Source organism: Streptosporangium sp. NPDC050148 (genome assembly GCF_055586505.1).
Map to the genome: position 1 here is coordinate 1 of NZ_JBVJIA010000038.1, position 22,697 is coordinate 22,697.

20 protein-coding genes are annotated in these 22,697 nt (G+C 73.3%); 10 read left to right on the forward strand and 10 right to left on the reverse strand.

All coding sequences use genetic code 11. The features are described 5' to 3' along the window. Positions 1-91: 91 nt before the first annotated feature. Positions 92-268: a hypothetical protein gene (locus ACZ6RT_RS31455; RefSeq protein WP_470157499.1), complete on the reverse strand. Its 177-nt coding sequence runs from the start codon at positions 266-268 to the stop codon at positions 92-94. 12 nt (positions 269-280) lie between these two features. On the opposite strand from ACZ6RT_RS31455, the gene ACZ6RT_RS31460 reads away from it, so the two are divergent. After that, on the forward strand, positions 281-511 hold the full coding sequence (locus tag ACZ6RT_RS31460; protein WP_470157500.1) for a hypothetical protein: 231 nt from the start codon (positions 281-283) through the stop codon (positions 509-511). A 165-nt stretch (positions 512-676) separates the two neighbouring features. Here the strand turns inward: ACZ6RT_RS31460 and ACZ6RT_RS31465 are convergent, their stop codons facing one another. Together ACZ6RT_RS31465 and ACZ6RT_RS31470 are read right to left on the reverse strand one after the other, a co-directional pair. Then, positions 677-2,284: an MFS transporter gene (locus ACZ6RT_RS31465; protein WP_470157501.1), complete on the reverse strand. Its 1,608-nt coding sequence runs from the start codon at positions 2,282-2,284 to the stop codon at positions 677-679. 132 nt (positions 2,285-2,416) lie between these two features. After that, positions 2,417-3,454, reverse strand: coding sequence for an NAD(P)/FAD-dependent oxidoreductase (locus ACZ6RT_RS31470; protein WP_470157502.1), 1,038 nt, complete (start codon positions 3,452-3,454; stop codon positions 2,417-2,419). A gap of 252 nt (positions 3,455-3,706) precedes the next feature. On the opposite strand from ACZ6RT_RS31470, the gene ACZ6RT_RS31475 reads away from it, so the two are divergent. Both ACZ6RT_RS31475 and ACZ6RT_RS31480 read left to right on the forward strand, forming a co-directional pair. Then, positions 3,707-4,063 (forward strand): VOC family protein, encoded by a 357-nt coding sequence (locus tag ACZ6RT_RS31475; RefSeq protein WP_399186739.1) that lies wholly within the window; start codon positions 3,707-3,709, stop codon positions 4,061-4,063. Between the two features lie 46 nt (positions 4,064-4,109). After that, positions 4,110-4,469, forward strand: coding sequence for an aldo/keto reductase (locus ACZ6RT_RS31480; RefSeq protein WP_470157540.1), 360 nt, complete (start codon positions 4,110-4,112; stop codon positions 4,467-4,469). Positions 4,470-4,503: 34 nt separating this feature from the next. Here the strand turns inward: ACZ6RT_RS31480 and ACZ6RT_RS31485 are convergent, their stop codons facing one another. Further along, on the reverse strand, positions 4,504-4,629 hold the full coding sequence (locus ACZ6RT_RS31485; RefSeq protein ID WP_399186738.1) for a hypothetical protein: 126 nt from the start codon (positions 4,627-4,629) through the stop codon (positions 4,504-4,506). Positions 4,630-4,875: 246 nt separating this feature from the next. Here ACZ6RT_RS31485 and ACZ6RT_RS31490 point away from each other — a divergent pair, with 246 nt between their 5' ends. After that, positions 4,876-7,650 (forward strand): tetratricopeptide repeat protein, encoded by a 2,775-nt coding sequence (locus tag ACZ6RT_RS31490; protein WP_470157503.1) that lies wholly within the window; start codon positions 4,876-4,878, stop codon positions 7,648-7,650. A gap of 72 nt (positions 7,651-7,722) precedes the next feature. On the opposite strand, the gene ACZ6RT_RS31495 is transcribed toward ACZ6RT_RS31490, so the two are convergent. Then, complete coding sequence (locus tag ACZ6RT_RS31495; protein ID WP_470157504.1) at positions 7,723-8,382, reverse strand: response regulator transcription factor; 660 nt, start codon at positions 8,380-8,382, stop codon at positions 7,723-7,725. A gap of 13 nt (positions 8,383-8,395) precedes the next feature. After that, entirely contained in the window at positions 8,396-9,637 is a 1,242-nt protein-coding gene (locus ACZ6RT_RS31500) for a sensor histidine kinase (RefSeq protein ID WP_470157505.1), read from the reverse strand. A 157-nt stretch (positions 9,638-9,794) separates the two neighbouring features. Here ACZ6RT_RS31500 and ACZ6RT_RS31505 point away from each other — a divergent pair, with 157 nt between their 5' ends. Continuing rightward, positions 9,795-10,034: a hypothetical protein gene (locus ACZ6RT_RS31505; RefSeq protein WP_399186733.1), complete on the forward strand. Its 240-nt coding sequence runs from the start codon at positions 9,795-9,797 to the stop codon at positions 10,032-10,034. Positions 10,035-10,077: 43 nt separating this feature from the next. On the opposite strand, the gene ACZ6RT_RS31510 is transcribed toward ACZ6RT_RS31505, so the two are convergent. Continuing rightward, complete coding sequence (locus ACZ6RT_RS31510) at positions 10,078-11,115, reverse strand: helix-turn-helix transcriptional regulator (protein ID WP_470157506.1); 1,038 nt, start codon at positions 11,113-11,115, stop codon at positions 10,078-10,080. Positions 11,116-11,178: 63 nt separating this feature from the next. Between ACZ6RT_RS31510 and ACZ6RT_RS31515 the strand changes: the two genes are divergently transcribed. Continuing rightward, positions 11,179-12,294, forward strand: a complete 1,116-nt coding sequence (locus ACZ6RT_RS31515) for an epoxide hydrolase family protein (RefSeq protein WP_470157507.1) — start codon at positions 11,179-11,181, stop codon at positions 12,292-12,294. Between the two features lie 154 nt (positions 12,295-12,448). Here the strand turns inward: ACZ6RT_RS31515 and ACZ6RT_RS31520 are convergent, their stop codons facing one another. The 3 genes from ACZ6RT_RS31520 to ACZ6RT_RS31530 form a co-directional block, all read right to left on the reverse strand. Next, complete coding sequence (locus ACZ6RT_RS31520; RefSeq protein ID WP_470157508.1) at positions 12,449-12,883, reverse strand: DNA-binding protein; 435 nt, start codon at positions 12,881-12,883, stop codon at positions 12,449-12,451. Positions 12,884-13,886: 1,003 nt separating this feature from the next. Continuing rightward, positions 13,887-14,711, reverse strand: a complete 825-nt coding sequence (locus ACZ6RT_RS31525; protein WP_470157509.1) for a Clp protease N-terminal domain-containing protein — start codon at positions 14,709-14,711, stop codon at positions 13,887-13,889. Between the two features lie 103 nt (positions 14,712-14,814). Beyond that, positions 14,815-15,885, reverse strand: a complete 1,071-nt coding sequence (locus ACZ6RT_RS31530; RefSeq protein ID WP_470157510.1) for a glycoside hydrolase family 18 protein — start codon at positions 15,883-15,885, stop codon at positions 14,815-14,817. 146 nt (positions 15,886-16,031) lie between these two features. Between ACZ6RT_RS31530 and ACZ6RT_RS31535 the strand changes: the two genes are divergently transcribed. From ACZ6RT_RS31535 to ACZ6RT_RS31550, 4 genes are all read left to right on the forward strand, one after another. After that, positions 16,032-16,955, forward strand: coding sequence for an LLM class F420-dependent oxidoreductase (locus ACZ6RT_RS31535; RefSeq protein ID WP_470157511.1), 924 nt, complete (start codon positions 16,032-16,034; stop codon positions 16,953-16,955). A gap of 95 nt (positions 16,956-17,050) precedes the next feature. Continuing rightward, entirely contained in the window at positions 17,051-18,556 is a 1,506-nt protein-coding gene (locus tag ACZ6RT_RS31540) for a 3' terminal RNA ribose 2'-O-methyltransferase Hen1 (RefSeq protein WP_399186724.1), read from the forward strand. Further along, the gene (locus ACZ6RT_RS31545) at positions 18,549-21,062 is read left to right on the forward strand and encodes a polynucleotide kinase-phosphatase (RefSeq protein WP_470157512.1); all 2,514 of its coding nucleotides are present in this window, start codon (positions 18,549-18,551) and stop codon (positions 21,060-21,062) included. The genes ACZ6RT_RS31540 and ACZ6RT_RS31545 overlap by 8 nt, the downstream gene beginning before the upstream one ends. A gap of 192 nt (positions 21,063-21,254) precedes the next feature. Continuing rightward, positions 21,255-22,664: a sugar porter family MFS transporter gene (locus tag ACZ6RT_RS31550; RefSeq protein WP_399186722.1), complete on the forward strand. Its 1,410-nt coding sequence runs from the start codon at positions 21,255-21,257 to the stop codon at positions 22,662-22,664. Positions 22,665-22,697 lie beyond the last annotated feature (33 nt).

The window sequence follows — 22,697 nt, forward strand, 5'->3', positions numbered from 1 at the left end:
GAAAGCTACCTCGCGGGTCTTCATCTTCGCGGAGCCCTTTTGTGGATCCGAAGCCTTCAACCCCTCTAAAGATCCGAAGTCCGTACAGGCCCTAGTCGCCGGCCAGGTCGGCCAGTATCTCGGCGGCGTGGTCGCTGCCGGCCTCGGCGAGCCTGCGCAGTTCGGCCACGTCGCCGCGCTCACCGGCGATCTCGGCCAGCTCCGCCACGGCGTCGCGGTTCCCTGCTTCGGCGAGACGGCGCAGCCCGTCCAGGTCCTGGGTGAGCACATCGAGGCGTCGTTGCCGGCCCGGACCGCGCGGACGGAGGACAAGCTACGCCGGCTGGTGCGCCGCGGACAGGAGAGCGGCCACTTCCGCGTCGAGGTGGATCCGGAGTGGGTCCTGGCGACGTCGACGTGGCTGATGGTGGCCGCGGCCGACAGCGTGCGGCTGGGACGGCTCACCACGGACGCGGCACGGCGTCATCTGGCGTTCACCGTCATGAGCACCCTCACCCGGCCCGACGCCTGAACAACGGCCGTCCCGGTGGAGGGGGGAAGACGACGCGCCCGGGCGGCGTCGCCGGTTCCCTGCGACGTTCCAAGGCCCGACGATCAGGAGGTGCCGTCCGATCGCATCGACATCAGGTGCCCGTGATCGCGGCGTTTCGGGCGGGTACGGCACCTGAGCGCCGGCTCACGGGAACGGGCGGGCGGCAGGTGCGGGAGCGGCGACCGCCTCGGTGGCCTCGTCCGCGACCGCGGGGGCGGTGTTCGCGGGGCCCCTGAAGGCGACGTGGACGAGCAGGACGCCCATGACGGCGACGCCCGCCCACATGGCCTGCTGCCAGCCGTCGACGAAGGACTGCTGGGCGGCGTGGAGCAGTTCCCGCGCGTACGGGCCGCTGCTCTCCGCCGCTTCCACAGCGTTGGCGACACCCTCCCGGGCGGTGTCGGCGGCCTGTCGCGGGATGCCGTTCAGCCGGCCTTCGATGGCGCCGCGGTAGCCGTCGGCCACTAGCGCGCCGAGCAGGGCGATACCGAGCGCGGTGCCGAATTCGCGGGTGACGTCGTTGAGGGCGGAGGCGACGCCCTGCTTCTCCCGCGGCAGGGACCGGGTGATGGCCTCGGTGGACGGGGTCATCGACAGGCCCATGCCGACGCCCATGGCCAGCATGCCGGGCAGGATGGTCAGGTACCCCCCGCTGACGGAGACCAGCAGCGCCATGAGCGCCAGACCGACACCGGCCAGCGCGATGCCCACGGCCATCGTCGAGCGGGCACCGATCCGTACGACCAGCGTGGGCGCCAGGCCCGAGGCCGCCATCATCATGACGGCCATGGGCATCAGCGCCGCCGTGGACAGCAGTCCCGACCAGCCGAGCACGGCCTGGAGGAACGGGAAGAGGACCACGGCGATACCCGCCTGGACGCCGAAGACCGTCAGCAGCGTGATCGAACCACCGGCCAGGCCGCGCTCACGGAACAGTCGCACGTCCAGCAGCGAGGCGTCGCGTCGGTGCAGTTCCCATGCCACGAAGCCGATGGCGGCGACGAGGCCGACGGTGAGGCCGATCAGGGTCGCGGGGGCGCTCCAGCCGTGTTCGGGACCTTCCTGCAGGACGAAGATGAGGCTGACCACGGCGACGATGGACACCAGCGCGCCGACGGTGTCGAAGCGGTGGGCCGAGGGCTCGCGGGAGTCGGGGATCGATGTCAGCGTCATGGCCAAGGCCACGAGGGTCAGGACCACCGGCAGGACGAACAGCCAGCGCCAGTCGGCGACGTCGACAAGGAGGGCGGAGAGGAACATGCCCAGGACGCCGCCGCCCCCGGCGACACCGGTCCAGACGCCGATCGCCTTGCCGCGCCGCTCCTCGGGGAAGGTGGAGGTGATGACGGCAAGGGTGATGGGCATGATCATCGCGGCGCCGACACCGCTGACGACGCGCGCGGCGAGCATGACCTCGGCCGACCGGGCCAGCCCCGCGACAACGCTCGCGGCGCCGAAGACACCCAGGCCGGCGATGAGCATGGGCTTGCGGCCCAGGCGATCGCCGACGGCTCCGAGCGGCAGAAGCAGCGCGGCCAGGGCGAGGGTGTAGATGTTGATGATCCACAGGACGGTGCTCTGTGAGGCGCCGAATTCCACGGCCAGGTGGGTCTGCGCGACGTTCAGCCCGGACACCGAGGCGATGACGGCCATCAGCGCGATGGAGACGGTGATCAGGATCATGCGCAGCCGACGCGCATCCGGTACGCCGCCGTAGGCTTGAGCGGCGTGCAAGGGCTGGTTCGTGTTCATGGGTTCCTCTCGAAAAGGGCATACCGGGTCGGCGCCGGAGCAGGGGCCGGTCGCCGAGCGAGGCGGGCGGGGGCGGCCACCGCGCGCATCACCGGGTACGGTCGAGCGGCAGGCCGGTGCCGCGCCGGATCGTCAGGGGGCGGGTGCCTCGCTCCGGGCCTCGCTCCGGGCTGAGGCGAGGGCCGCGGCGAGGGCCGCGTCGGTGTCCGCGATGGCCAGCAAGGCGTTGATGTGGGAACCGGCCAGGGCGCCGGCCGCCGCGGAGGCGCCGACCTGGGCGGCGAGGTCGGTGGCGTTGCCGGCCACCCACACGCCGGGCACCCCGGTGGTACCGGCCATGCCGGAGGCGAAGCGGCGGCCCGTGCCGCCGGGCAGGTCCTCCATCGGCAGCCTCAGACCTTTCAGGCCCTCGGCGCGGGCCTGTGTCCGCGTGGCGACCGCGAGGACGCGCCGGGCCACGACCCGACCGTCGGCCAGGCGCACTCCGGCGAGGGCGCCGTCCTCGCCGTTGACGACCTCCCGCACGGGGGTGTCGACGACGCGGACGCCGCGGGCGGCGAAGCGCGCGCGGGTGTCCTCGTCCAGCTGAGTGCCGTGAGCGAAGTAGATCAGGTCCTCGGTCAGCTGGCGGAAGAGGAGCGCGTGATGGACGGAGGCCGGGCCGGTGGCGAGGATGCCGACGGGCTCGTCGCGCACCTCCCAGCCGTGGCAGTACGGGCAGTGCACCACACCGCGCCCCCAGTGCCCGGCGAGCCCGGGAAGGTCGGGCAGCACGTCCCGCAGGCCGGTGGCCACCAGCACGCGGCGCGTGATCACGTGTCGGCCGTCGGCCAGGGTGACGCTGAAGCGCAGGTCCCCGCCGGCCGCCGGGGGGACGGGCTCGGCCGAGGTCACCTCGCCGAAGACGACGCGACCACCGTACCGGCGCACCTGATCGCGGCCCCGCCGAAGGATCTCGGTGGGCGAGGTGCCGTCCAGGACGATGAAGCCGTGCACGGCCTCGGCCGGCATGTTGCGCGGGGTGCCGCTGTCGATCACGACGACCGAGCGGCGGGAGCGGGCGAGCATGAGCGCACCGTTCAGCCCTGCGGCGCCGCCGCCGATCACCACCGTGTCGACGGTCTCACCGGGTAGTGCGTCACTCGCGTACGGAGAGATCGTCACAGCCATGTCCTCATCCCTTTCGTTCCTTTCGTCGAGGTGGCTTCCGACGTCGCGGACCACCTGCGCACGACGCTAACCCCGGCTTGCACCTGAGGCATACGAACTTGCTCTTAACGCAAGAAGATGAAGGGCCGGACGGCCTCGCACGCAAACGCGTCCGCGTCCTGCGAGCGGCGCGGGGCCGGCCCTGGAAGAGCCGTCACATCACCGCGAAAGCCGGACGTGTGGTCGATCGCGACCGTCGATACCCTGGCCGGCATGGCCATCGCTCGCATGCCCCTCCTCGCCGTCGACTGCCCCGATCCCGGTGCGCTCGCCAGGTTCTACGGCGCGATGCTGGATTGGAGGATCGACGTCTCCGCCGACCGGGCCTCGGTGTGCGCCGAGGACGGCCGGTGCATCTCCTTCCATCGGGTGGACGGTTACACGCCGCCGACGTGGCCGACCCAGGAGCGGCCCCAGCAGATGCATCTCGACATGCTCGTCGACGACCTCGATGCCGCCGAGGCGGCAGTGGTCGCACTGGGTGCGACCAGACACCCGGACCAGCCCGGCACGTCCTTCCGGGTCTTCCTGGATCCCGCGGGTCACCCCTTCTGTCTCTGCCTGAACTGATCCGGACGGGAGCTCAGGCGTACGCGCAGGGGTCGCCGGCCGCGAGCTGCGCGAGGCCGGGCTCGTCCGCCACCTGGGCCTGTCCAACGCCACGCCCGCACACCTGGCCGAGGCCCGTTCCATCGCCCCGGTGGTGTGCGTGCAGAACCCTTACGGCATCGGCCTTCGGCCCGACGGGCTCGTCCGGCCGCGTACCTGCGAGGAGGTCACGGCCGTCGCCCGTACGCACCGGGCGACGGCCGCGCAGGTCCGGCTGGCGTGGACGCTGCAGCAGGGACCGAACGTGCTGGCCATCCCCGGCACCGGGAACCCCGACCACCTGGCCGACAACGTCGCCGCCGGTGCGCTGCGGCTCTCACCACAGGAGCCGGCCCGTCTCGACTCCGCCCACCGGACAGGAGCGTGACCGGTCGGCCGAAGCACACCACCGGGCCGGCGTGTCAGCGGTGGGTGATCCACCAGACGGCCAGGGTGATGGGGGCCGCGGCGGTGGCCGCGGCGGCGCTGCGTATCGCGGCGGCCAGGGCGGCGCGGGCCAGACGGCGCAGGAACGGGCGGTCGATCATGGGCGGTTCTCCTTACCGTGAGCCCCGGTGCTCTGCTCGCCCGGGGCGGTGGCCTCATCAGGCCACTTCGGACGGTTTTCCGGATCCGCTCGCACCGGCGCGGCGGGGCGGGCAGTCTGGGAGACCTCGGGGAATGAGGTGATGGACGACTTTTCCGGACGGTTTCGATCCGGATCCGGATGCGCGAGGAGCGGCAGGGTGAGCGGTGCCGGCGATTCGACGGGCGCGGCAGGGGCGCCGGGTGCGGTGGACGCGACCGGTCAGTACGCCGCCGCGCTGCGGGAATTGCATCAGGCCGCCGGGACGCCGACCGGGGCGATGATCCAGCGACAGGCCGCCGCCCAGGTGCCGCCGTTGAAGGTGTCGCTCGCGTCGTGGAGCGATTGGCGCAACGGCCGCAACGTCCCGTCCGACCGGAAGGTCGCCGAGTGGCTGATCGCCTTCCTGCGCGGTCAGGCCCGGCAGAAGTCCCCCGACCATGTCGCGCCGTCTGCCGCGTGGTGGGAGGAGCTGCGCCGGCGGGCGCTGGCCGAGCGCCGCCAGGGCAGCGGGCGTGGTGGACGTCCCCCCACTTCCCACCCGTCGGCCCTCACCCCGCAGAAGCCGGTGGGGCGCTGGGTGGGGGTGGTGCCCCGGGCCGCGGACTGCTTCCAGCCCCGCGAGATCGCCGACCGGCTCACCGAGGCCGCCGCCGACGGTGAGCCGGTGCTGGTCTCGCGGGTGCTGGCCGGGATGGGCGGGAGCGGCAAGACCCAGCTCGCCGCCGCCTATGCCCGGCAGGTGTTGGATCGGCAACGGGTGGATGTGGTGGTGTGGGTGAGCGCGGCCTCCCGTTCGCAGATCCTGGCCGGCTACGCCCAGGCCGCCACCGATCTCGGCCTGCACACCGACCCCGGCGACGTCGAACAGGCGACCAGGCGCTTCCTCACCTGGGCCCGTACCACGCCGACGGCGTGGCTGGTGGTGCTGGACGATGTGCAGGACCCCGCCGACCTGCGGGAGCTGTGGCCCTCGGGTACAGCCGGGCAGGTGATGGTCACCACCCGGCGCCGGGAGGCCGCCCTGGCCGGCCGGGACCGCCGGGTGGTGGAGGTGGGGGTGTTCACGAAGGCCGAGGCACGCGCCTATCTGAGCGCCAAGCTCGCCGTCCACGACCGCACCGACAGCGACACCGAGATCGACGCGCTGGCCGCGGACCTGGGGTACCTGCCGCTGGCGCTGGCACAGGCGGCCGCCTACCTGATCAACGAGGACCTCGATTGTGCCGGTTATCGGGAGCGGCTGGCCGATCGGCTCCATACCCTGGCCGACGTGGTGCCCGAGAACAGCGGCCTGCCCGACGACCACCCCGCGATCGTGGCCGCGACCTGGTCGTTGTCGATCGACCGCGCCGATCACGCCCGGCCCGTCGGGCTGGCCCGGCCCCTGCTGCAGGTGGCGGCGGTACTGGATCCGCACGGCATCCCGCAGGCCGCACTGACCGCCACCCCGATGCTGGCCTACCTCACCACCCGACGCCCTCCTCAGGTCACGAGGGAGGTGTCGGCCGCCGACGCCCGCGACGGGCTGCGGGTGCTGCACCGCTTCAGCCTCATCGACCACGACCCCACCGCCTCCTTCCAGGAGGTACGGGTCCACCGGCTCGTCCAGCGCGCCACCCGCGACACCCTCTCCGGCGCCGAGTCGGCCGCCGTCGCGCACGTGGCCGCCGACGCCCTGCTGGAGGTCTGGCCGGACGTCGAACGCGACCAGGCCGGCGCCGTCCTGCGCGCCAACGCCGCGAGCCTGCACGCCCTCACCGGCACGGCCCTGTGGGAATGGAACGACATGGCACACCCGATCCTGCTCCGCGCCGCGACCAGCCTCGGCGACAGTGGACAGGTTCACGCGGCCGTCACCGAATACACCCGGCTGCATGCCGGCATGACCCGGCTTCTCGGCCCCGACCACCCCGCCACCCTGATCACTCGCAACAACCTGGCGACCTGGCAGGGGACGGCCGGTGATGCGGCGGGTGCGGCCGCGGCGTTCGAGGACCTTCTCGCCGATCGCCTGCGGGTACAGGGTCCCGACCATCCCGACACCCTGACCAACCGCAACAACCTGGCGCACTGGCGGGGGCAGGCCGGTGATGCGGCGGGTGCGGCCGCGGCCTTCGAGGACCTCCTCGCCGATCGCCTGGAAGCGCTCGGCGCCGACCACTCCGACACCCTGATCACGCGACACAACCTGGCGAACTGCCGGGGGACGGCCGGTGATGTGGCAGGTGCGGCCGCGATGTTCGACCACCTTCTCGCCGATCGCCTGCGGTTGCTGGGTCCCGACCATCCCGACACCCTGATGACCCGCAACAACCTGGCGTACTGGCGGGGAGCGGCCGGTGATGCGGCGGGCGCGGCCACCGTGTTCGAGGACCTCCTCACAGACTATGTACGGCTGCTCGGTCCCGGCCATCCCACGACCCTGGCCGTCGGCAACAACCTGGCGTACTGGCGGGGGCTGGCCGGTGACGCCGCGGGTGCGGCCGCGGCGTTCGACGACGTTCTCACCGACTGCCTGCGGGTGCTGGGCCCCGACCACCCCGACACCCTCACCACTCGGAACAATCTGGCGACCTGGCGGGGGTTGGCCGGTGACGCTGCGGGTGCGGCCGCGGCGTTCGAGGACCTTCTCGCCGATCGCCTGCGGGTACAGGGTCCAGACCACCCCGACACCCTGATGACCCGTAACAACCTCGCGAGCTCACGGGGGCCGACCGGTGACGCGGCGGATGCGGTCACCGCGTTCGAGGATCTTCTCACCGACTACCTGCGGGTGTTGGGCCCCGACCACCCGGACACCCTGACCGCCCGCAACAACCTGGCGTACTGGCGGGGGCAGGCCGGGGACCGGGCGGGCGCGGCCGCCGTACTCGACGGCCTTCTCGCCGATCGCCTGCGGGTGCTGGGGCCCGACCACCCCGACACCCTCACCACCCGCGACCACCTGGCGTACTGGCGGGAGCAGGCGGGGCTCGTATAGACGATCGACCGGTGAAGGCGGTCACAGGGCGCCCTCGGAGCACCGCATCGATCACCGGCTCGACGCCGGACCTCAGCGATCTCCCGGCGCGCTCGCGTCGTGGACCAGCAGGGCGATCTGGACGCGGTTGTTGAGATCCAGCCGGGTCAGGATCCGTGACACGTGCGTCTTCACCGTCGGCAGCGCCAGATGCAGCTCCCGCGCGATCTCCGCGTTCGAGAGGCCGCGTCCGACGGCCAGGGCCACCGCCAGCTCCCGCTCGGCCAGCAGCGCCAGCCGGGCACGGGCGGCGGCCCGGTCCTCCTGCCCCGGACCGTCGGTCACCTGCTCGATGAGCCGGCGGGTGACGGCGGGGGAGAGCACCGGGTCCCCGCCGGCCACCGTCCGGATGGCCGTGACGATGTCCTGCGGGGAGGTGTCCTTGAGGAGGAACCCGGCCGCGCCGGCGCGCAGTGCCCGCAGCACGTGCGCGTCGGTGTGGAAGGTGGTCAGGACCAGCACCTCCGGGGCGCCGGGCCGGGCCCGGAGCGCCCTGGTGGCGGTCAGCCCGTCGACGCCCGGCATCCGGATGTCCATCAGCACCAGATCGGGCCGGTGCGCGGACACCAGCGCGGGCACCTCGGCCCCGTCCGCGGCCTCCGCGACGACCTCGACGTCCGGGGCGCCGCCCAGCATCAGGCGCAGCCCGGCCCGCACGATCGCGTCGTCGTCGACCAGCAGGACACGGATCACCCTCGCCCCCTCCTCACCCCTGGCCCGCGACGGCCACGGTGCCGGTCACGGTGCCGGTCGCGGTGCCGGCAGCGGTACCGGTCGCGGTGCCGGCAGCGGGCCAGGGAAGCCAGGCGCGGACCCGGAACCCGCCGTCGGCGGGCCCGGCCGTCAGCTCGCCGCCCGCCAGGCGGGCCCGTTCGGCCAGCCCGATCAGTCCCTGCCCGCCGCTCCCGCTCTCACTCCCGCCCTCGCCCTCGCCCGCGCCGGGGACCGGAGCCGGTCCGGGCGGGGGCGTGTTGCGGACCTCCACCGCCAGCCTGCCCGCGGGCTCCCCGGTCACCTTCACCGCGACCGCCGCGCCGGGCGCGTGCTTGCGCGCGTTGGTCAGCGCCTCCTGCACGATCCGGTACGCCGTACGCCCCACCACGGCGGGTGGCACCGGCCCTTCCGGTGGCCCGGTCAGCTCGATCCGGCCGCCCGTCGCCCTCGCCTCCGCCACCAGCCGGGCCAGGTCCGCCAGTTCCGGCTGTGGCCGCTCACCCTCCTCCGGCCCGGCCCGCAGCACCCCGATCACCTCGCGCAGGTCGCGCAGGGCCAGCTGGGTGCTCTCCCGGATCACCTCGGCGGCCCGTGCGATCTCCTCCCTGGGCGCACCAGGGTTGAACTCCAGCGCCCCCGCGTGCAGGCTCAGCAGTGACAGCCGGTGACCGAGCACGTCGTGCATCTCGCGGGCGATCTCCTCCCGTGTCTCCCGCCGGGCCCGTTCGGCGCGCAACTCCGCACCCGCCTCGGCCAGTTCGGCACGCTCGCGCAGCGAGGCGATCAGCTGCTGCCGGGAGCGCCGGAACAGCCCCCACCCGACGGCCCCGGCGATCAGCGCGAAGTACGTCAGCGCCGAGCTCGCGCGGTCCTCGGGCAGTTCCGCCAGCCCCCACAGGAAGACGGGCAGCGGGGCGAAGGCCAGCGCCGCCACCCAGGCCGTGACCCTCCACGGCCGGGCCGCGGCCACCGTGAACACCGCCACCATCGTCGGGCCGACCAGGTAGTGCGCCCGGGTGCCCGCCAGCAGCACCACCACCGCCAGCGCCACCGGCCAGCGCCGCCGCAGCAGCACCGCCGCGCACCCTAGCGCGCCGACCACCTGGTCGACGTCCCGCCACAGGGGATCGAGGTCCGCGGGGATCGGTACGGACCGCGCGCTGACGGCGGCGAAGCAGGCGGCGAAGAGGAACAGTGCCAGGTCGGCGACCCAGTCGCGGGGGCTGCGGCGCATACTCCGGAATCTACGCGCCCTCCGCTCGCGACCGGCTCCTCGCGCCGCGGCCGGATACTTAAGTACGACCCCCGCGCCCCCACCGGCCGACCTTGGTCACCACCCGGCCATCCTGAGCCCGATCCCGTGCCCTGAGCCGCGCGCCTACCGTCGGGCCATGACCTCCTCCGAACCCACGTCCCCCCTGAGGGCCCTGTCCGGCCTCGTGTGCTTCGTCCTCGTCGTCTGCGGCGCGAGCGGCCTCCTGCACGAGTGGCTCGGCTGGACCCCCTTCATGGGCTTCGTCCGTTTCCTCGCCCCCGACGGCTACGAGATCTACACCTACGTCATCATGATCGTCCTCGGTCTCGCGATCGGCACGGCCGGTGACGTGGTCACCCGGCGAAGGCGCCGATGACCCGCCACGCGGAGTGCGCGGCGCACCCGGCCGCTGAGCCGGTCTAGTCCCCGGCCCGCGAGGACGCGACGGGTGGCCCGTCACCGGCCCCGGGAGCCCCGGGAGCCCCGGCAGGCCCGGCGGAGGCGGTGGAGCGGGCGTAGCGGGCCGTGAGACCGCGGAGGTGCTCGACGAGCTCCGGGGGCTCGGTGACCTCGAAGTCGAGGTCGAGCATGCCGAGGTACACGGCGATCGTGTTCAGGCTGTCCGCGCCGGTGTCCAGCGCGCAGGTGCGCTCGTCCAGCGCCTCCACCACGCCGACGGCCGGGTTGATGCGCTCGGTCACCACCTCGGCGGGCGCGTGGACGACGACCCGGGACCGGTGGCGCCAGGCCGCGGCCGAGACCCCTCGCGCGACGTACGCGGCCGCGCCGCCCTCGGGCGGATCACGCGGCGGGAAGCGCGGGCCGGTGGGCGTGCGCGGCTCGACGCGGTCGACCCGGAAGGTACGCCAGTCCCGGCGCTCGACGTCCCACGCGACGAGGTACCAGCGGCGGCCCCACGACACGATCCGGTGCGGTTCGACGATCCGCACGCCCGCGGACCCGTCGTGGGCGCGGTAGCCGAACCGCAGCCGCTCCCGGTCACGGCAGGCCGCGGCGAGCACGGTCAGCACGCCCGGGTCGACCACCGGGCCGGGACGGTCCGCGGGCACGGGCTCGGTGTACGTCTGCAGCGCGTTGACCCGGTACCGCAGCCGGGAGGGCAGCACCTGCTCCAGCTTGGTGAGCGCGCGCAGCGAGGTCTCCTCGATGCCCGCGACGCCGCCACCGGCGGAGGTGCGCAACCCGACCGCCACGGCCACCGCCTCGTCGTCGTCGAGCAGCAGCGGCGGCATGGCGGTGCCGGCGCCCAGGCGGTAGCCGCCGTCGGTGCCCCGGGTCGAGTCGACCGGGTATCCGAGCTCGCGCAGCCGCTCGACGTCGCGGCGCACGGTCCGCTCGCTCACGCGCAGCCGTTCCGCCAGGTCCGCGCCGGACCAGTCCCGCCTGGACTGCAGCAACGACAGCAGGCGCAGCAGTCGCGCCGAGGTCTCCAACATGGTCCCAAGACTGCCAGGACTTCAGGACAGAAGCTGACCGGAAGGGTCCGTAATGTTCTCCTCATGAGCGAGAACACCGAGGTCAGGCCCTTCCGCATCGACGTCCCGCAGGCCCGGCTGGACGACCTTCACGACCGGCTCGACCGCACCCTGTGGCCCGACGAGCTCCCCGACGCCGGCTGGGACTACGGCGTCCCGGTGTCGTACGTGCGCAAGCTCGCCGCGTACTGGCGCGACGGGTACGACTGGCGCGCCCACGAGGCCGGGATCAACCGGTACCCGCAGTTCACCACCGAGATCGGCGGGCAGAACATCCACTTCCTGCACGTCCGCTCGCGGCACGAGAACGCCCTGCCGCTGATCCTCACCCACGGCTGGCCGGGCTCGATCGTGGAGTACCTGAAGATCATCGATCTTCTCACCGACCCCGAGGACCCGGCCCAGGCGTTCCACCTGGTGATCCCGTCGCTGCCCGGCTTCGGCTTCTCCGGCCCGACCCGGCAGAAGGGGTGGAACCGGTACCGCACCGCAGGGGCGTGGGCGGAGCTGATGCGCAGGCTGGGCTACGACCGCTACGGCGCCGCCGGGAACGACGGAGGCTCGTTCGTCTCGCCCGAGGTCGGGCGGATCGACCCCGAGCACGTCGTCGGGGTGCACGTCACCCAGATCTTCTCGTTCCCCTCCGGGGATCCCGCCGAGTTCGAGAAGATCACCCCGGAGGACCGGAAGGCGCTGGAGTCGCTGCAGTGGTTCTACGACAACAAGATGTCGTTCAACATCCTGCACTCGCAGCAGCCGCAGACGCTGTCGTACGCGATCTTCGATTCGCCGGTCGGGCTGCTGGGCTGGAACGCGCAGCTCTTCGGCGACACCGTCGACGTGGACGCCGACTTCGTGCTGACCAACACGATGCTCTACTGGCTGACCGGCACCGCGACGTCGGCCACCCGCTTCTACTACGAGGACGCGCACGCCGAGCACCCCGCGGAGCCCACCACCGTCCCGATCGGCCTCGCGATGTTCGGCGGGGACTTCGTCTCCATGCGCACGTTCGCCGAGCGCGACCACCGGAACATCGTGCACTGGAGATCGTACGACCACGGAGGCCACTACGCCGCCCACATCGTGCCCGACGTGCTCGCCGACGACCTTCGGACCTTCTACGGCGCCCTGCGCTGACCGGTCGCGCGCCGGGGCGGGCAGGGGCAGAGGAGGCGGGGTGACGCCGGGGAGGGCGGGCCGCGGCGGTGGGCGGGGGATCGGCCCCCGGACCCCCGGGCCCCGGGCTCGGGCGACCCCCGGGCCCCCGGGCGACCGCCGCGGCTCCGCGCGGTCAGGTGGTGGCGGGGGAGTCCTGCTCGGAGCGCGTCTCCAGGCGCTCGTACCGCTGCCGGGCCGCCTGGGGCGTGCTCAGTCCCAGGCTGAAGGCGATGTCCTGCCACGTCATCCCGCGCCCACGCGCGATCTTCATCAGGGCGAGCTCCGTCGCGTCCTGCTCCGCGCGCACCTGCGGCAGGAGGGTCAGGGCGGCCATCAGATCGGTGGCGTCGATCTCCGGCTCTCCCGGTTCGGCGGGGACGGCGCCCCCCGCCATGACGGCGACCAGCCGCACCACCTCGTGCGGCGAGGGCACCGACGGGTGGACGTGCCGGGCTCGGCGCTCGGGAGTGCCAGCGTGCCGGTCGGCGAGACGCATCAGGGCGGTGCAGGTGCGCTCCGAGCGCTGCGCGGCCGGATCGGGACGGGTGAAGGGGTTCGCGTCGGACATGGAAGCATCATGTCGAGAAAACACTTTGTTTTCAACTTTTTGTTCAACTCAGATGGTGCGCACCGGTCGGGAGGGACGGGCGGGGACGGTGGAGGGCCCTCCGGGCCGGTCCCGGTGACGTCACGACGCCGGAACCGGGGGCGTCTCCCGCGGAGGCCGGCATCCCGGTCCGCGGCCCGGTGCCGGCCGGGCCCGGAAGGGGCGGGGGCCGGCTCCGCCGGGCCGGGAGGCGCTCATCGCCCCGTCAGTCCTTGTGCCCCAGGAATCGCGCGCCCCATCGGACGGAATGCCCTTTTCCATTGCACACCCGACATTTCCCGAACGCGCCCTTGAAGGTCGTCGAGTGGGATTCCTTGGATTTGTTGCAGGCCTTGCATTTCATGTACGGATGGAACTTGCAGGAGGCGAGATAGAAGACGATCGCGATGACGGCGACGATCAGAACGGGGTGTACGGCGAGGTCGGAGCCTGCCTCACCTGCCGGGACGGCGACGGGGAGAGGTGGGATCGAAAGCACCCGACCAGATTTGCACGGGAGACGACGGCGCATCAGCCGTTTCCACGCGCCGGTCCTTCGGAACGGGCGTTTCCTGTGCCGATGTACCGGCTGCTCCCCGCGGATTCCTCCCGTCGAGCCGAGGGCGGAACGGAGCCGGGCATTCCTCCGTTCTCACCGCCGTTCCTCGCGGACGGTGGCGGGAGGAGGTGCGGGAGGCGCGCACGATGGCCCCCACGCCGGCGCCCACCGTGACCCCGGCGACCAGCCCCGCGGGCACCCCGGAGCCCATGCCCACCAGCACTCCGGTGACCAGGCCCGCGAGCAGGCGCGCGAGCGCGCCCGCCACGGGCCGCGCCGTCACGCGCACGCCCGAGCCGAGGGGGCGCGCGTCGCGCCCCGGGATCGCGGCCCCTCGCGGGGGCGGGCCGCTCCCGGGGTGCGCGGGTGGGCTCTCCCCGGATCCCGCCCCCCGGGGAGAGCCCGCGGCCCGGGAAGAGGGGCCGCTCACGGCCGCTCCTCCTCCTCTTCCGTCTCCTGCGCGCCGAGGCGCTCCTCCAGCCGTTCGAGCCTCAGCACGATGGGGCGGAGCTCCTCGCGTACGGCCGCCGACAGGGCGCTCGCCGCGCCCGCGGGCAGGGTGAAGGGGGCCGGGGCGGCGGGGGGGGCGACGGGGGTGCCCTGGGTCTGCGCGCGCAGGTGGACGTACCCGACGAGGGCGGCCGAGACCGCGTGGCGGGTCAGCCGGTGCTCGGCGCCCAGCTCCCGGAGCACGCGTCCGGCCGTCCCGTCGGGCTCGGCGATCAGGCCGAGCAGCAGGTGCTCGCAACCGACGTAGTTGTGGCCGAGCGAGGTGGCCTCGGTGACGGTCATCTCCAGCGCCGCCGCCGCCGACGCGCCGAAGGTGAGCCCCGGCGCGGAGGTCCCGGCGTCCCCGGCCGCGGCGGGCGCGTTCCCGGTCGCGGGACCCGACCGGTCGAGCCTGCGCCGCACCTCCTCCAGGCTGATCTCCAGCACGCCGAGGACATGGAGGGCCAGGTTGGTGCCCTCGGCGAGCATTCCGCCCAGCAGGTGCTCGGTGCCGACCTCGGCCGCGTCCAGTGCGCGCGCCTGGTCCACCGCCAGTTTGATCACCTCGCGCGCGCGGGGGGTGAAGTTGGGCAGCCTCGCCAGATCGTCGAGGTCGGAATCGCCGAGCGCCGTCTCGCGGATGGCCGTCACCCGCCGCACCGCCTGCTCCAGGGCCCGCTGGCAGACGGCCGAGACCGGCACGCCCGCCTTCTTCACGGCCTCGGCGAGCTCGTCGGGCAGGTAAACGTTGATCTTGGGCATTGTTCCCCCTTGGGGTTAGAGGAGGGTTATAACCCATTCATAACCCCATAGGGGGGTGCTTGTCCAGTGCGGCGCTCCGGTCGCCGGCGCAGCACCCGGGTCGCTAGCGCAGCGCTCCGGTCAGCAGACGGGTCATCTCGGGGGTGAGGGCGACCCCCCGGGTCGAGAGCCAGGCCAGCCGGTTGCGGCTGGTGAAGGCGGCGAGCCTGCGCGCGTCGAGCCGGGTGAGCCGTCCGGGCCCGGCCAGCACCGGGGTCAGCGCGATCCGGTCCCAGGCGGTGGCCCGGCCGAGGGAACGGGCCACCTGCGGATGCGCGGCGCGCACGGCCGAGGCGACGGGACGCAGGCGGGCCCCGGCCGCGGGCGCGCCGACGGGGGCCAGGAGGTTGACGGTGGAGATCTCGGCTCCCGCCGCCCGGGTGGCGCGGAGCATCTCCTGGTCGTGACGGGCCAGGCCCGCCCCGGTGACCGGCAGGGTGAAGCTCACCGCCAGGGAGCGGCCCTCGCGTGCGGCCTCCCGCTGCAGGACGGTGATCGCCTGGGCGCGCCGCCGCACGGTGGCCGCGGCGGCCGGGCCGTGAAGCTCGAAGTCGATGTACGCGGCGCCGAAGGCGGTGATCGCGCGACGGTAGGCGGCGGCGAGCCGTCCCGGGTCGGTGCAGGCCGAGGCGAGCTCGCGCCCGGACGGCCCGCCGAAGGCGAGACCCGCCTTCCCCCCGGCGGCGCGCAGGCGGCCGAGCCGGTCGGCCACCGGGGCGCCGTCCCGATCCCGGAGCCCGCCCCAGGTGGGGACGCAGCCCTTCTGCCCGGCGGTGAGATGGCCCAGCGTGAACCAGCGCACGCGGTCCCTCCTGACCGCCCTGGGCAGGTCGAAGCGCGGGTCGCTCGCGGCGTCCACGAACGTCACGAACCCCGACGGGCGGGAGACGGCCGCCTCGCGGTCCACCGCGGGCCGCCTCCCGGGCGCGGCCGGGGACGGCGTACCCGAGGGGGTGGCGGCACCGGCGCGGTGGCCGCGCGCGCTCCACTCGCCGGTCGCGCCGGAGGGCAGCAGCCAGATCGCGGTACCGGTGCCCGCGACGAGAGCGATCGAGGCGAGCACCACCAGGGAGCGGGGCGGGGTGCCGGGCTCGCGGGCCCGCAGGGTGTCGGGGCGGTCGGTCGCCACGGGCATGAGTTCCCCTCCTCGACGGCGGGGGCGATCGCCGAGAGTGCCCGGCCCGCTACCCGATGCGTCAGAGGGCAGAACGTTAGCAAGCGTCCACGCCACGGCGCGGGCTTTCTGCGGATGCCGTCCGTAGTGCCCGGATAATGGTCTGCATGAAGTTGAGGATCTTCACTGAACCGCAGCAGGGCGCCACCTACGACGAGCTGCTCGCGGTCGCGCTGACCGCGGAGCGGCTGGGGTTCGACGCGTTCTTCCGCTCCGACCACTACATGCGGATCGGCAAGGGCGACCCCGGCCCCGGCCCCACCGACTCCTGGATCACCCTGGCCGGCCTGGCCCGGGAGACCTCCACGATCCGTCTCGGCACGCTGGTCACCCCGGCGACCTTCCGGCTGCCCGGACCGCTGGCGATCAGCGTCGCCCAGGTGGACCGGATGAGCGGCGGACGGGTGGAGCTGGGGCTGGGAACCGGCTGGTTCGACGCCGAGCACACCGCGTACGGCATCCCCTTCCCGCCGGTCGCCGAGCGCTTCGGCAGGTTCGAGGAGCAGCTGGAGATACTGGTCGGGCTCTGGACCACGCCGGTGGGGGAGACGTTCTCCTTCGAGGGGGCCCACTACCGGCTGGCGGACTCCCCGGCGCTGCCCAAGCCCGCGCAGAGCCCCAAGCCGCCGATCATCATCGGCGGTACCGGCGCCACCCGGACCCCGCGCCTGGTCGCGCGGTTCGCCGACGAGTACAACGTGCCGTTCCGCACCGTGGAGGACACCGCCGAGGCCTTCGACCGGGTCAGGAAGGCGTGCGAGGCCGAGGGCAGGGAACCGGTCGCGCTCTCCGTCGCGCAGACCGTCTGCGTCGGCTCCAACGACGCCGAGCTCGCGCGACGGGTCGAGGCGGCCGGGCAGGACCTCGCCGCGCTGCGGGCGGCCGGGCTGGCCGGGACCCCCGCCGAGGTGACCGAGAAGATCGGCCGCTTCGCCGAGCTGGGCGTCGAGCGGGTCTACCTGCAGATCCTGGACCTGGTCGACCTCGACCACCTGGAGCTCATCGCCGAGGAGATCATGACCGACGTGTAGGCCGGGGCGGTCCCGGCCGTGGCCCGGGGAGGTCCCGGCACCGGCGGGCCGGTTAACCCGTGGCCGTCCCGCCGGTCGTGCGGCACACTGAGCCGGTGCTGCTGACGATATCCACCACCGCACGGCCGGCCACGGACCTCGGATTCCTGCTGCACAAGCATCCGGACCGGGTCCAGGAGTTCGACCGCTCCTACGGCGTGGCCCGCGTGCTGTACCCGGAGGCGAGCGAGGAGCGCTGCACGGCCGCGCTGATGCTCGAGGTCGACCCGGTCCGGCTGGTGCGCTCGCGCGACCGCTCCACCGCGGACCACGCGCTGGGCCAGTACGTCAACGACCGGCCGTACGTGGCGTCGTCGCTGCTGGCCGTGACGCTGGCCGACGTGTTCCGCACGGCGCGCACCGGCCGCTGCGACGCCCGCCCCGACCTGGCCGCCCGTCCGATCCCGCTGGAGCTCACGCTGCCGGTGCTGCCCTGCCGCGGCGGGCCCGAGCTCGCGCACCGGCTCTTCGAGCCGCTGGGCTGGGGGGTCGAGGCGCGGGCCCTGCCGCTGGACGAGGGATTCCCCGAGTGGGGCGACTCCCGCTACGTCCGGCTGGTGCTGCGCGGGCAGGCCCGCCTGGCCGACGCGCTCAACCAGCTCTACGTCCTGCTTCCGGTGCTCGACGACGCCAAGCACTACTGGGTGGCCCCCGACGAGGTGGACAAGCTGATCAGGGCGGGCGAGTCGTGGCTGGGCACCCACCCCGAGCGTGGCCTGATCACCCGCCGCTACCTGGGCCGCCGCCTGGCGCTGACCCGCGCGGCCTTCGCCAGGCTCGCCGAGATCGGCGACGACGTCGAGGACGAGCTCGACCCGCCGATCGAGCAGGAGCTCACCGTCCCGCCCGCGCCGCCCGACGCCCCGTCTCCCGAGCCGCCGGCCCGGCGGCCGTTGAACGTCCTGCGGCTGGAGGCCGTGCTCGCGGCGCTGGAGCGGGTGGGCGCGAGCAGCGTCATCGACCTCGGCTGCGGTTCCGGCCGCCTGGTCGGGGCGCTGCTGGAGCGGCCCCGCTTCACCAGGGTGACCGGTACCGACGTGTCCTCGCAGGCCCTGGCGATCGCCGCCCGGCGCCTGCGGCTCGACCGGATGCCCGAACGGCGGCGGGAGCGGCTGGAGCTGTTCCAGGGCGCGCTGACCTACACCGACGACCGCTTCGCCGGGTACGACGCCGCCGTGCTGATGGAGGTCGTCGAGCACGTCGACCCGGCGCGCCTGGAGGCGCTGGAGCGGGTGGTCTTCGGCACCGCCCGGCCGGGCCACGTGATCGTCACGACCCCCAACGTCGAGTACAACGTCCACTACGCCTCCCTCGTGGGCCCGCGCCACTCCGACCACCGCTTCGAGTGGACCCGCGCCGAGTTCCGGGCGTGGGCGGCGAAGGTGTGCGGCGAGTACGGCTACCGCGTCGGGTTCGTCCCGGTGGGGGACGACGACCCGCTGGTGGGACCGCCCACCCAGATGGCCGTGTTCGGCCCGGTGGACGCCGGCGACACGGGCCCGGACGGTGGCGGAGCGGACGGTGGCGGCGTGGACGGTGGCGCGGGAGGTGGAGATGACTGAGATCGTCGTACCGGAGATGTCGCTGGTCGTGCTCGTGGGGGTGTCGGGGAGCGGGAAGTCGACCTTCGCGCGCCGGCACTTCGGGCCGACCCAGGTGATCTCCTCCGACTTCTGCCGCGGGCTGGTCTCCGACGACGAGAACGACCAGACCGCCACGGCCGACGCCTTCGACGTGCTGAACTACATCGTCGGCACCCGCCTGCGGCGCGGGCTGCTGACGGTCATGGACGCCACCAACGTCCAGTGGGAGGCCCGCAAGAAGCTCGTCGAGCTGGCCAGGTCGCACGACGTGCTGGTGGACGCGATCGTCCTGGAGGTGCCCGAGGAGCTGGCGGCCGAGCGTAACCGGAGCCGGCCCGATCGGGACTTCGGCGCGCACGTGATCACCCGCCAGCGCAAGGACCTGCGCCGTTCCATGGCCAGGATCTCCCGCGAGGGGTTCCGCCGGGTCCACGTGCTGCGCGGCCCCGAGGAGATCGAGGCCGCCACGGTCGCCACGGAGAGGGCGTGGAACGACCGGCGCGAGCTGACCGGCCCGTTCGACATCGTCGGCGACGTGCACGGCTGCCGCTCCGAGCTGGAGACGCTGCTGCGCGCCCTGGGCTGGGAGATCGAGCCCGGCGGCACCGGCGCGGTCCACCCGGAGGGCAGGACCGCGGTGTTCGTCGGTGACCTGGTGGACCGCGGGCCCGACTCGCCGGGCGTGCTGCGGCTGGTCATGGGCATGGTCGCGGCCGGGACCGCGCTGTGCGTGTCGGGCAACCACGAGCAGAAGCTGGCCCGCGCGCTGGGCGGGCGCAAGGTCAGGGTGGCCCACGGCCTGCAGGAGTCGCTGGACCAGCTCGCCGCCGAGCCCGAGGAGTTCCGGCGGGACGCGCTGGCCTTCATGGACGGGCTGGTCAGTCACTACCGGCTCGACGGCGGCCGGCTCGTCGTCGCCCACGCCGGGCTCAAGGAGGCCTACCACGGCCGCGCGTCCGGCCGGGTGCGCGCCTTCGCGCTGTACGGCGACACCACCGGCGAGACCGACGAGTACGGCCTGCCGGTGCGCTACCCGTGGGCGCGGGAGTACCGGGGCCGGGCCATGGTCGTCTACGGCCACACCCCGGTCCCGCGGGCCGAGTGGGTCAACAACACGATCTGCCTGGACACCGGCGCCGTCTTCGGCGGGGAGCTCACCGCGCTGCGCTACCCCGAGAAGGAGATCGTCTCGGTCCCGGCCGAGCGCGTCTGGTACGAGCCGGTACGGCCGCTCACCGCCCCCGGCCACCGCGACCACGCCCACCGCGAACCCGGCGTGCTCTCGGTCGAGGACGTCCGGGGCACCCGGCACGTCGAGGTGCGGTACGGCGGCGGCGCCGTCAAGGTCCGCGAGGAGAACGCGGCCGCCGCCCTGGAGATCATGAGCCGGTTCGCGGTCGACCCGCGCTGGCTGGTCTACCTGCCGCCGACGATGGCGCCCGCGCAGACCTCGCGCCTGGAGGGCCATCTGGAGCACCCCGCGGAGGCGTTCGCCGAGTTCGCCGCCGCCGGGGTGGACCGGGTGGTGTGCGAGGAGAAGCACATGGGCTCGCGGGCGGTCGTGGTGCTGGCGGCCGGCCCGGACGTGGCGGCGGCGCGGTTCGGCGTCACCGACGGCACCGCGGGGGCGGTCTACACCCGTACCGGCAGGCCGTTCTTCGCCGACACCGGCGCGCTGGTCGACCGGCTCAGGAAGGCGTGCGCGCCGCTGATGCGGGAGCTGGGGTCGGACTGGCTGGTCCTCGACTGCGAGCTGCTGCCCTGGTCGGTCAAGGCCGAGGGGCTGATCCGCGAGCAGTACGCGTCGGTGGGCGCCGCGGCCCGCGCGGCGCTGCCGGAGGCGATCGCCGTGCTGGAGGCGGCGGCCGGGCGCGGGTTGGATGTGAGCGATCTGCTGGACCGCACCCGCCGCCGCTCCGTCAACGCTGCCCGTTTCAGCCAGGCATATGCACGTTACTGCTGGCCTGTCGCGGACCTGGACGGGGTCCGGCTGGCCCCGTTCCAGATCCTTGCCTGCGAGGGCCGGGCGACCGCCGCCACCGAACCGCGGACCTGGCACCTGGAGATGCTGGCGCGGCTCGACGACCCGCTGATCGCGCCGACCCGGCACGTGTTCGCCGACACCTCCTCGCCGGAGTCGGTCGAGGCGGCCACCGCCTGGTGGGAGGCGCTGACGGCCGAGGGCGGCGAGGGCATGGTGGTCAAGCCGGTCCAGGTGCCGGAGGGACGGAGCCGGGTGCAGCCGGGCGTCAAGGTGCGCGGCCGGGAGTACCTGCGGATCGTCTACGGACCCGACTACACCGAGAGCCTGGACGTGCTGCGCAACAGGTTCCTGGGACGCAAGCGCTCGCTGGCTCTGCGCGAGCACGCCCTGGGGTTGGAGGCGCTCTTCCGGCTGGCCGGGGGCGAGCCGCTGTGGAGGGTGCACGAGGCGGTCTTCGCCGTCCTGGCGCTGGAGTCCGAGCCGGTCGACCCCCGTCTGTGATTTTTCGACAAAGCCGGATGAAGAAGGAGACATCTCCCGCGCTGTGACGATAGCCGTATCCGCCCTGGTCCCTAGGCTCTGAGCACGCCGGCGGGGCGAGGGCGGGCCACCGACGGGCGGGCGGCGGCGCGCGGCCGCCACGGGAGCCGGAGGTTCGATGTCTCAAGCCCTTTTTCGGGGGAAAGGACTCTCATGGCCGGCACTGCCCCCTCGGGGACCTCCAGTGAGAACATCGGGCACGTCATCTTCATCACCGCCGCCGCGGCGATCGGCGGCTTCCTCTTCGGGTACGACAGCGCCGTCATCAACGGCGCCGTCACCGGGATCGAGAAGTACTTCAGGGTCGACGCGGTGCAGACCGGCTTCGTCGTGGCGATCGCGCTGCTGGGATCGGCCCTGGGCGCGTGGATCGCCGGAGGGCTGGCCGACCGCTGGGGCCGCACCAGGACCATGCAGGTGGCCGCGATCCTGTTCGCGGTCAGCTCCGTCGGCCAGGCGCTGCCCTTCACCGTGTGGGACCTGGCCTTCTGGCGGGTGCTCGCCGGCGTGGGCATCGGAATGGCCTCGGTGATCGGCCCCGCCTACATCGCGGAGGTCGCCCCGCCCGCCTACCGGGGACGCCTGGGCTCCTTCCAGCAGCTGGCCATCGTGCTGGGCATCGCCGTCTCCCAGCTGGTCAACTACGCGATCGCGGAACGGGCCGGGGGCGACGTCAACAACGAGCTGCTCGGTCTGCAGGCCTGGCAGTGGATGCTCGGCGCCTGCCTGGTCCCCGCCGTGCTCTACCTGATCTTCGCGACGATCATCCCGGAGTCGCCGCGCTTCCTGGTCGCGGTCGGCAGGTCGGCCGAGGCGCGCAAGGTGCTCGGCGAGGTCGAGGGCGAGAGCACCGACCTGGACGCCCGGATCACCGAGATCGAGAACTCGCTGCGCAGCGAGCACCGGCCCCGGCTGCGCGACCTGCGCGGCTCCCGGCTGGGCCTGCTGCCGATCGTCTGGATCGGCATCCTGCTCTCGGTGTTCCAGCAGTTCGTCGGCATCAACGTCATCTTCTACTACTCGGCGTCGCTGTGGCAGTCGGTCGGCATCAACCAGTCGGACTCGCTGCTGATCAGCTTCTCCACCTCGATCATCAACATCGTCGGCACGTTCATCGCCATCGCGCTGGTCGACAGGATCGGCCGCAGGCCGCTGCTGCTGATCGGATCGGTGGGCATGGCGGTGTCGCTCGCCGTGGCCGCGTGGGCGTTCAGCGCCGGTGTCCCGAACGGTGAGACGGTCAGGCTGCCCGAGACGCAGGGCACGGTCGCGCTGGTCGCCGCGCACGTCTTCGTGCTGTTCTTCGCCCTGTCGTGGGGCGTGGTCGTCTGGGTGCTGCTGGGCGAGATGTTCCCCAACCGGATCAGGGCCGCCGCGCTCTCGGTGGCGGCGTCCGCCCAGTGGGTGGCCAACTGGCTCATCACCGTCTCCTTCCCGTCGCTGTCGGAGTGGAGCCTGGCGGGCGCCTACGTGGGGTACACGGCCTTCGCCGTGCTGTCGTTCATCTTCGTGATGTTCAAGGTGAAGGAGACGAAGGGCCGGAAACTGGAGGACATGGGATAGCGCCCCGCCCTTGGCCCGGCGGGGTGGATCCTG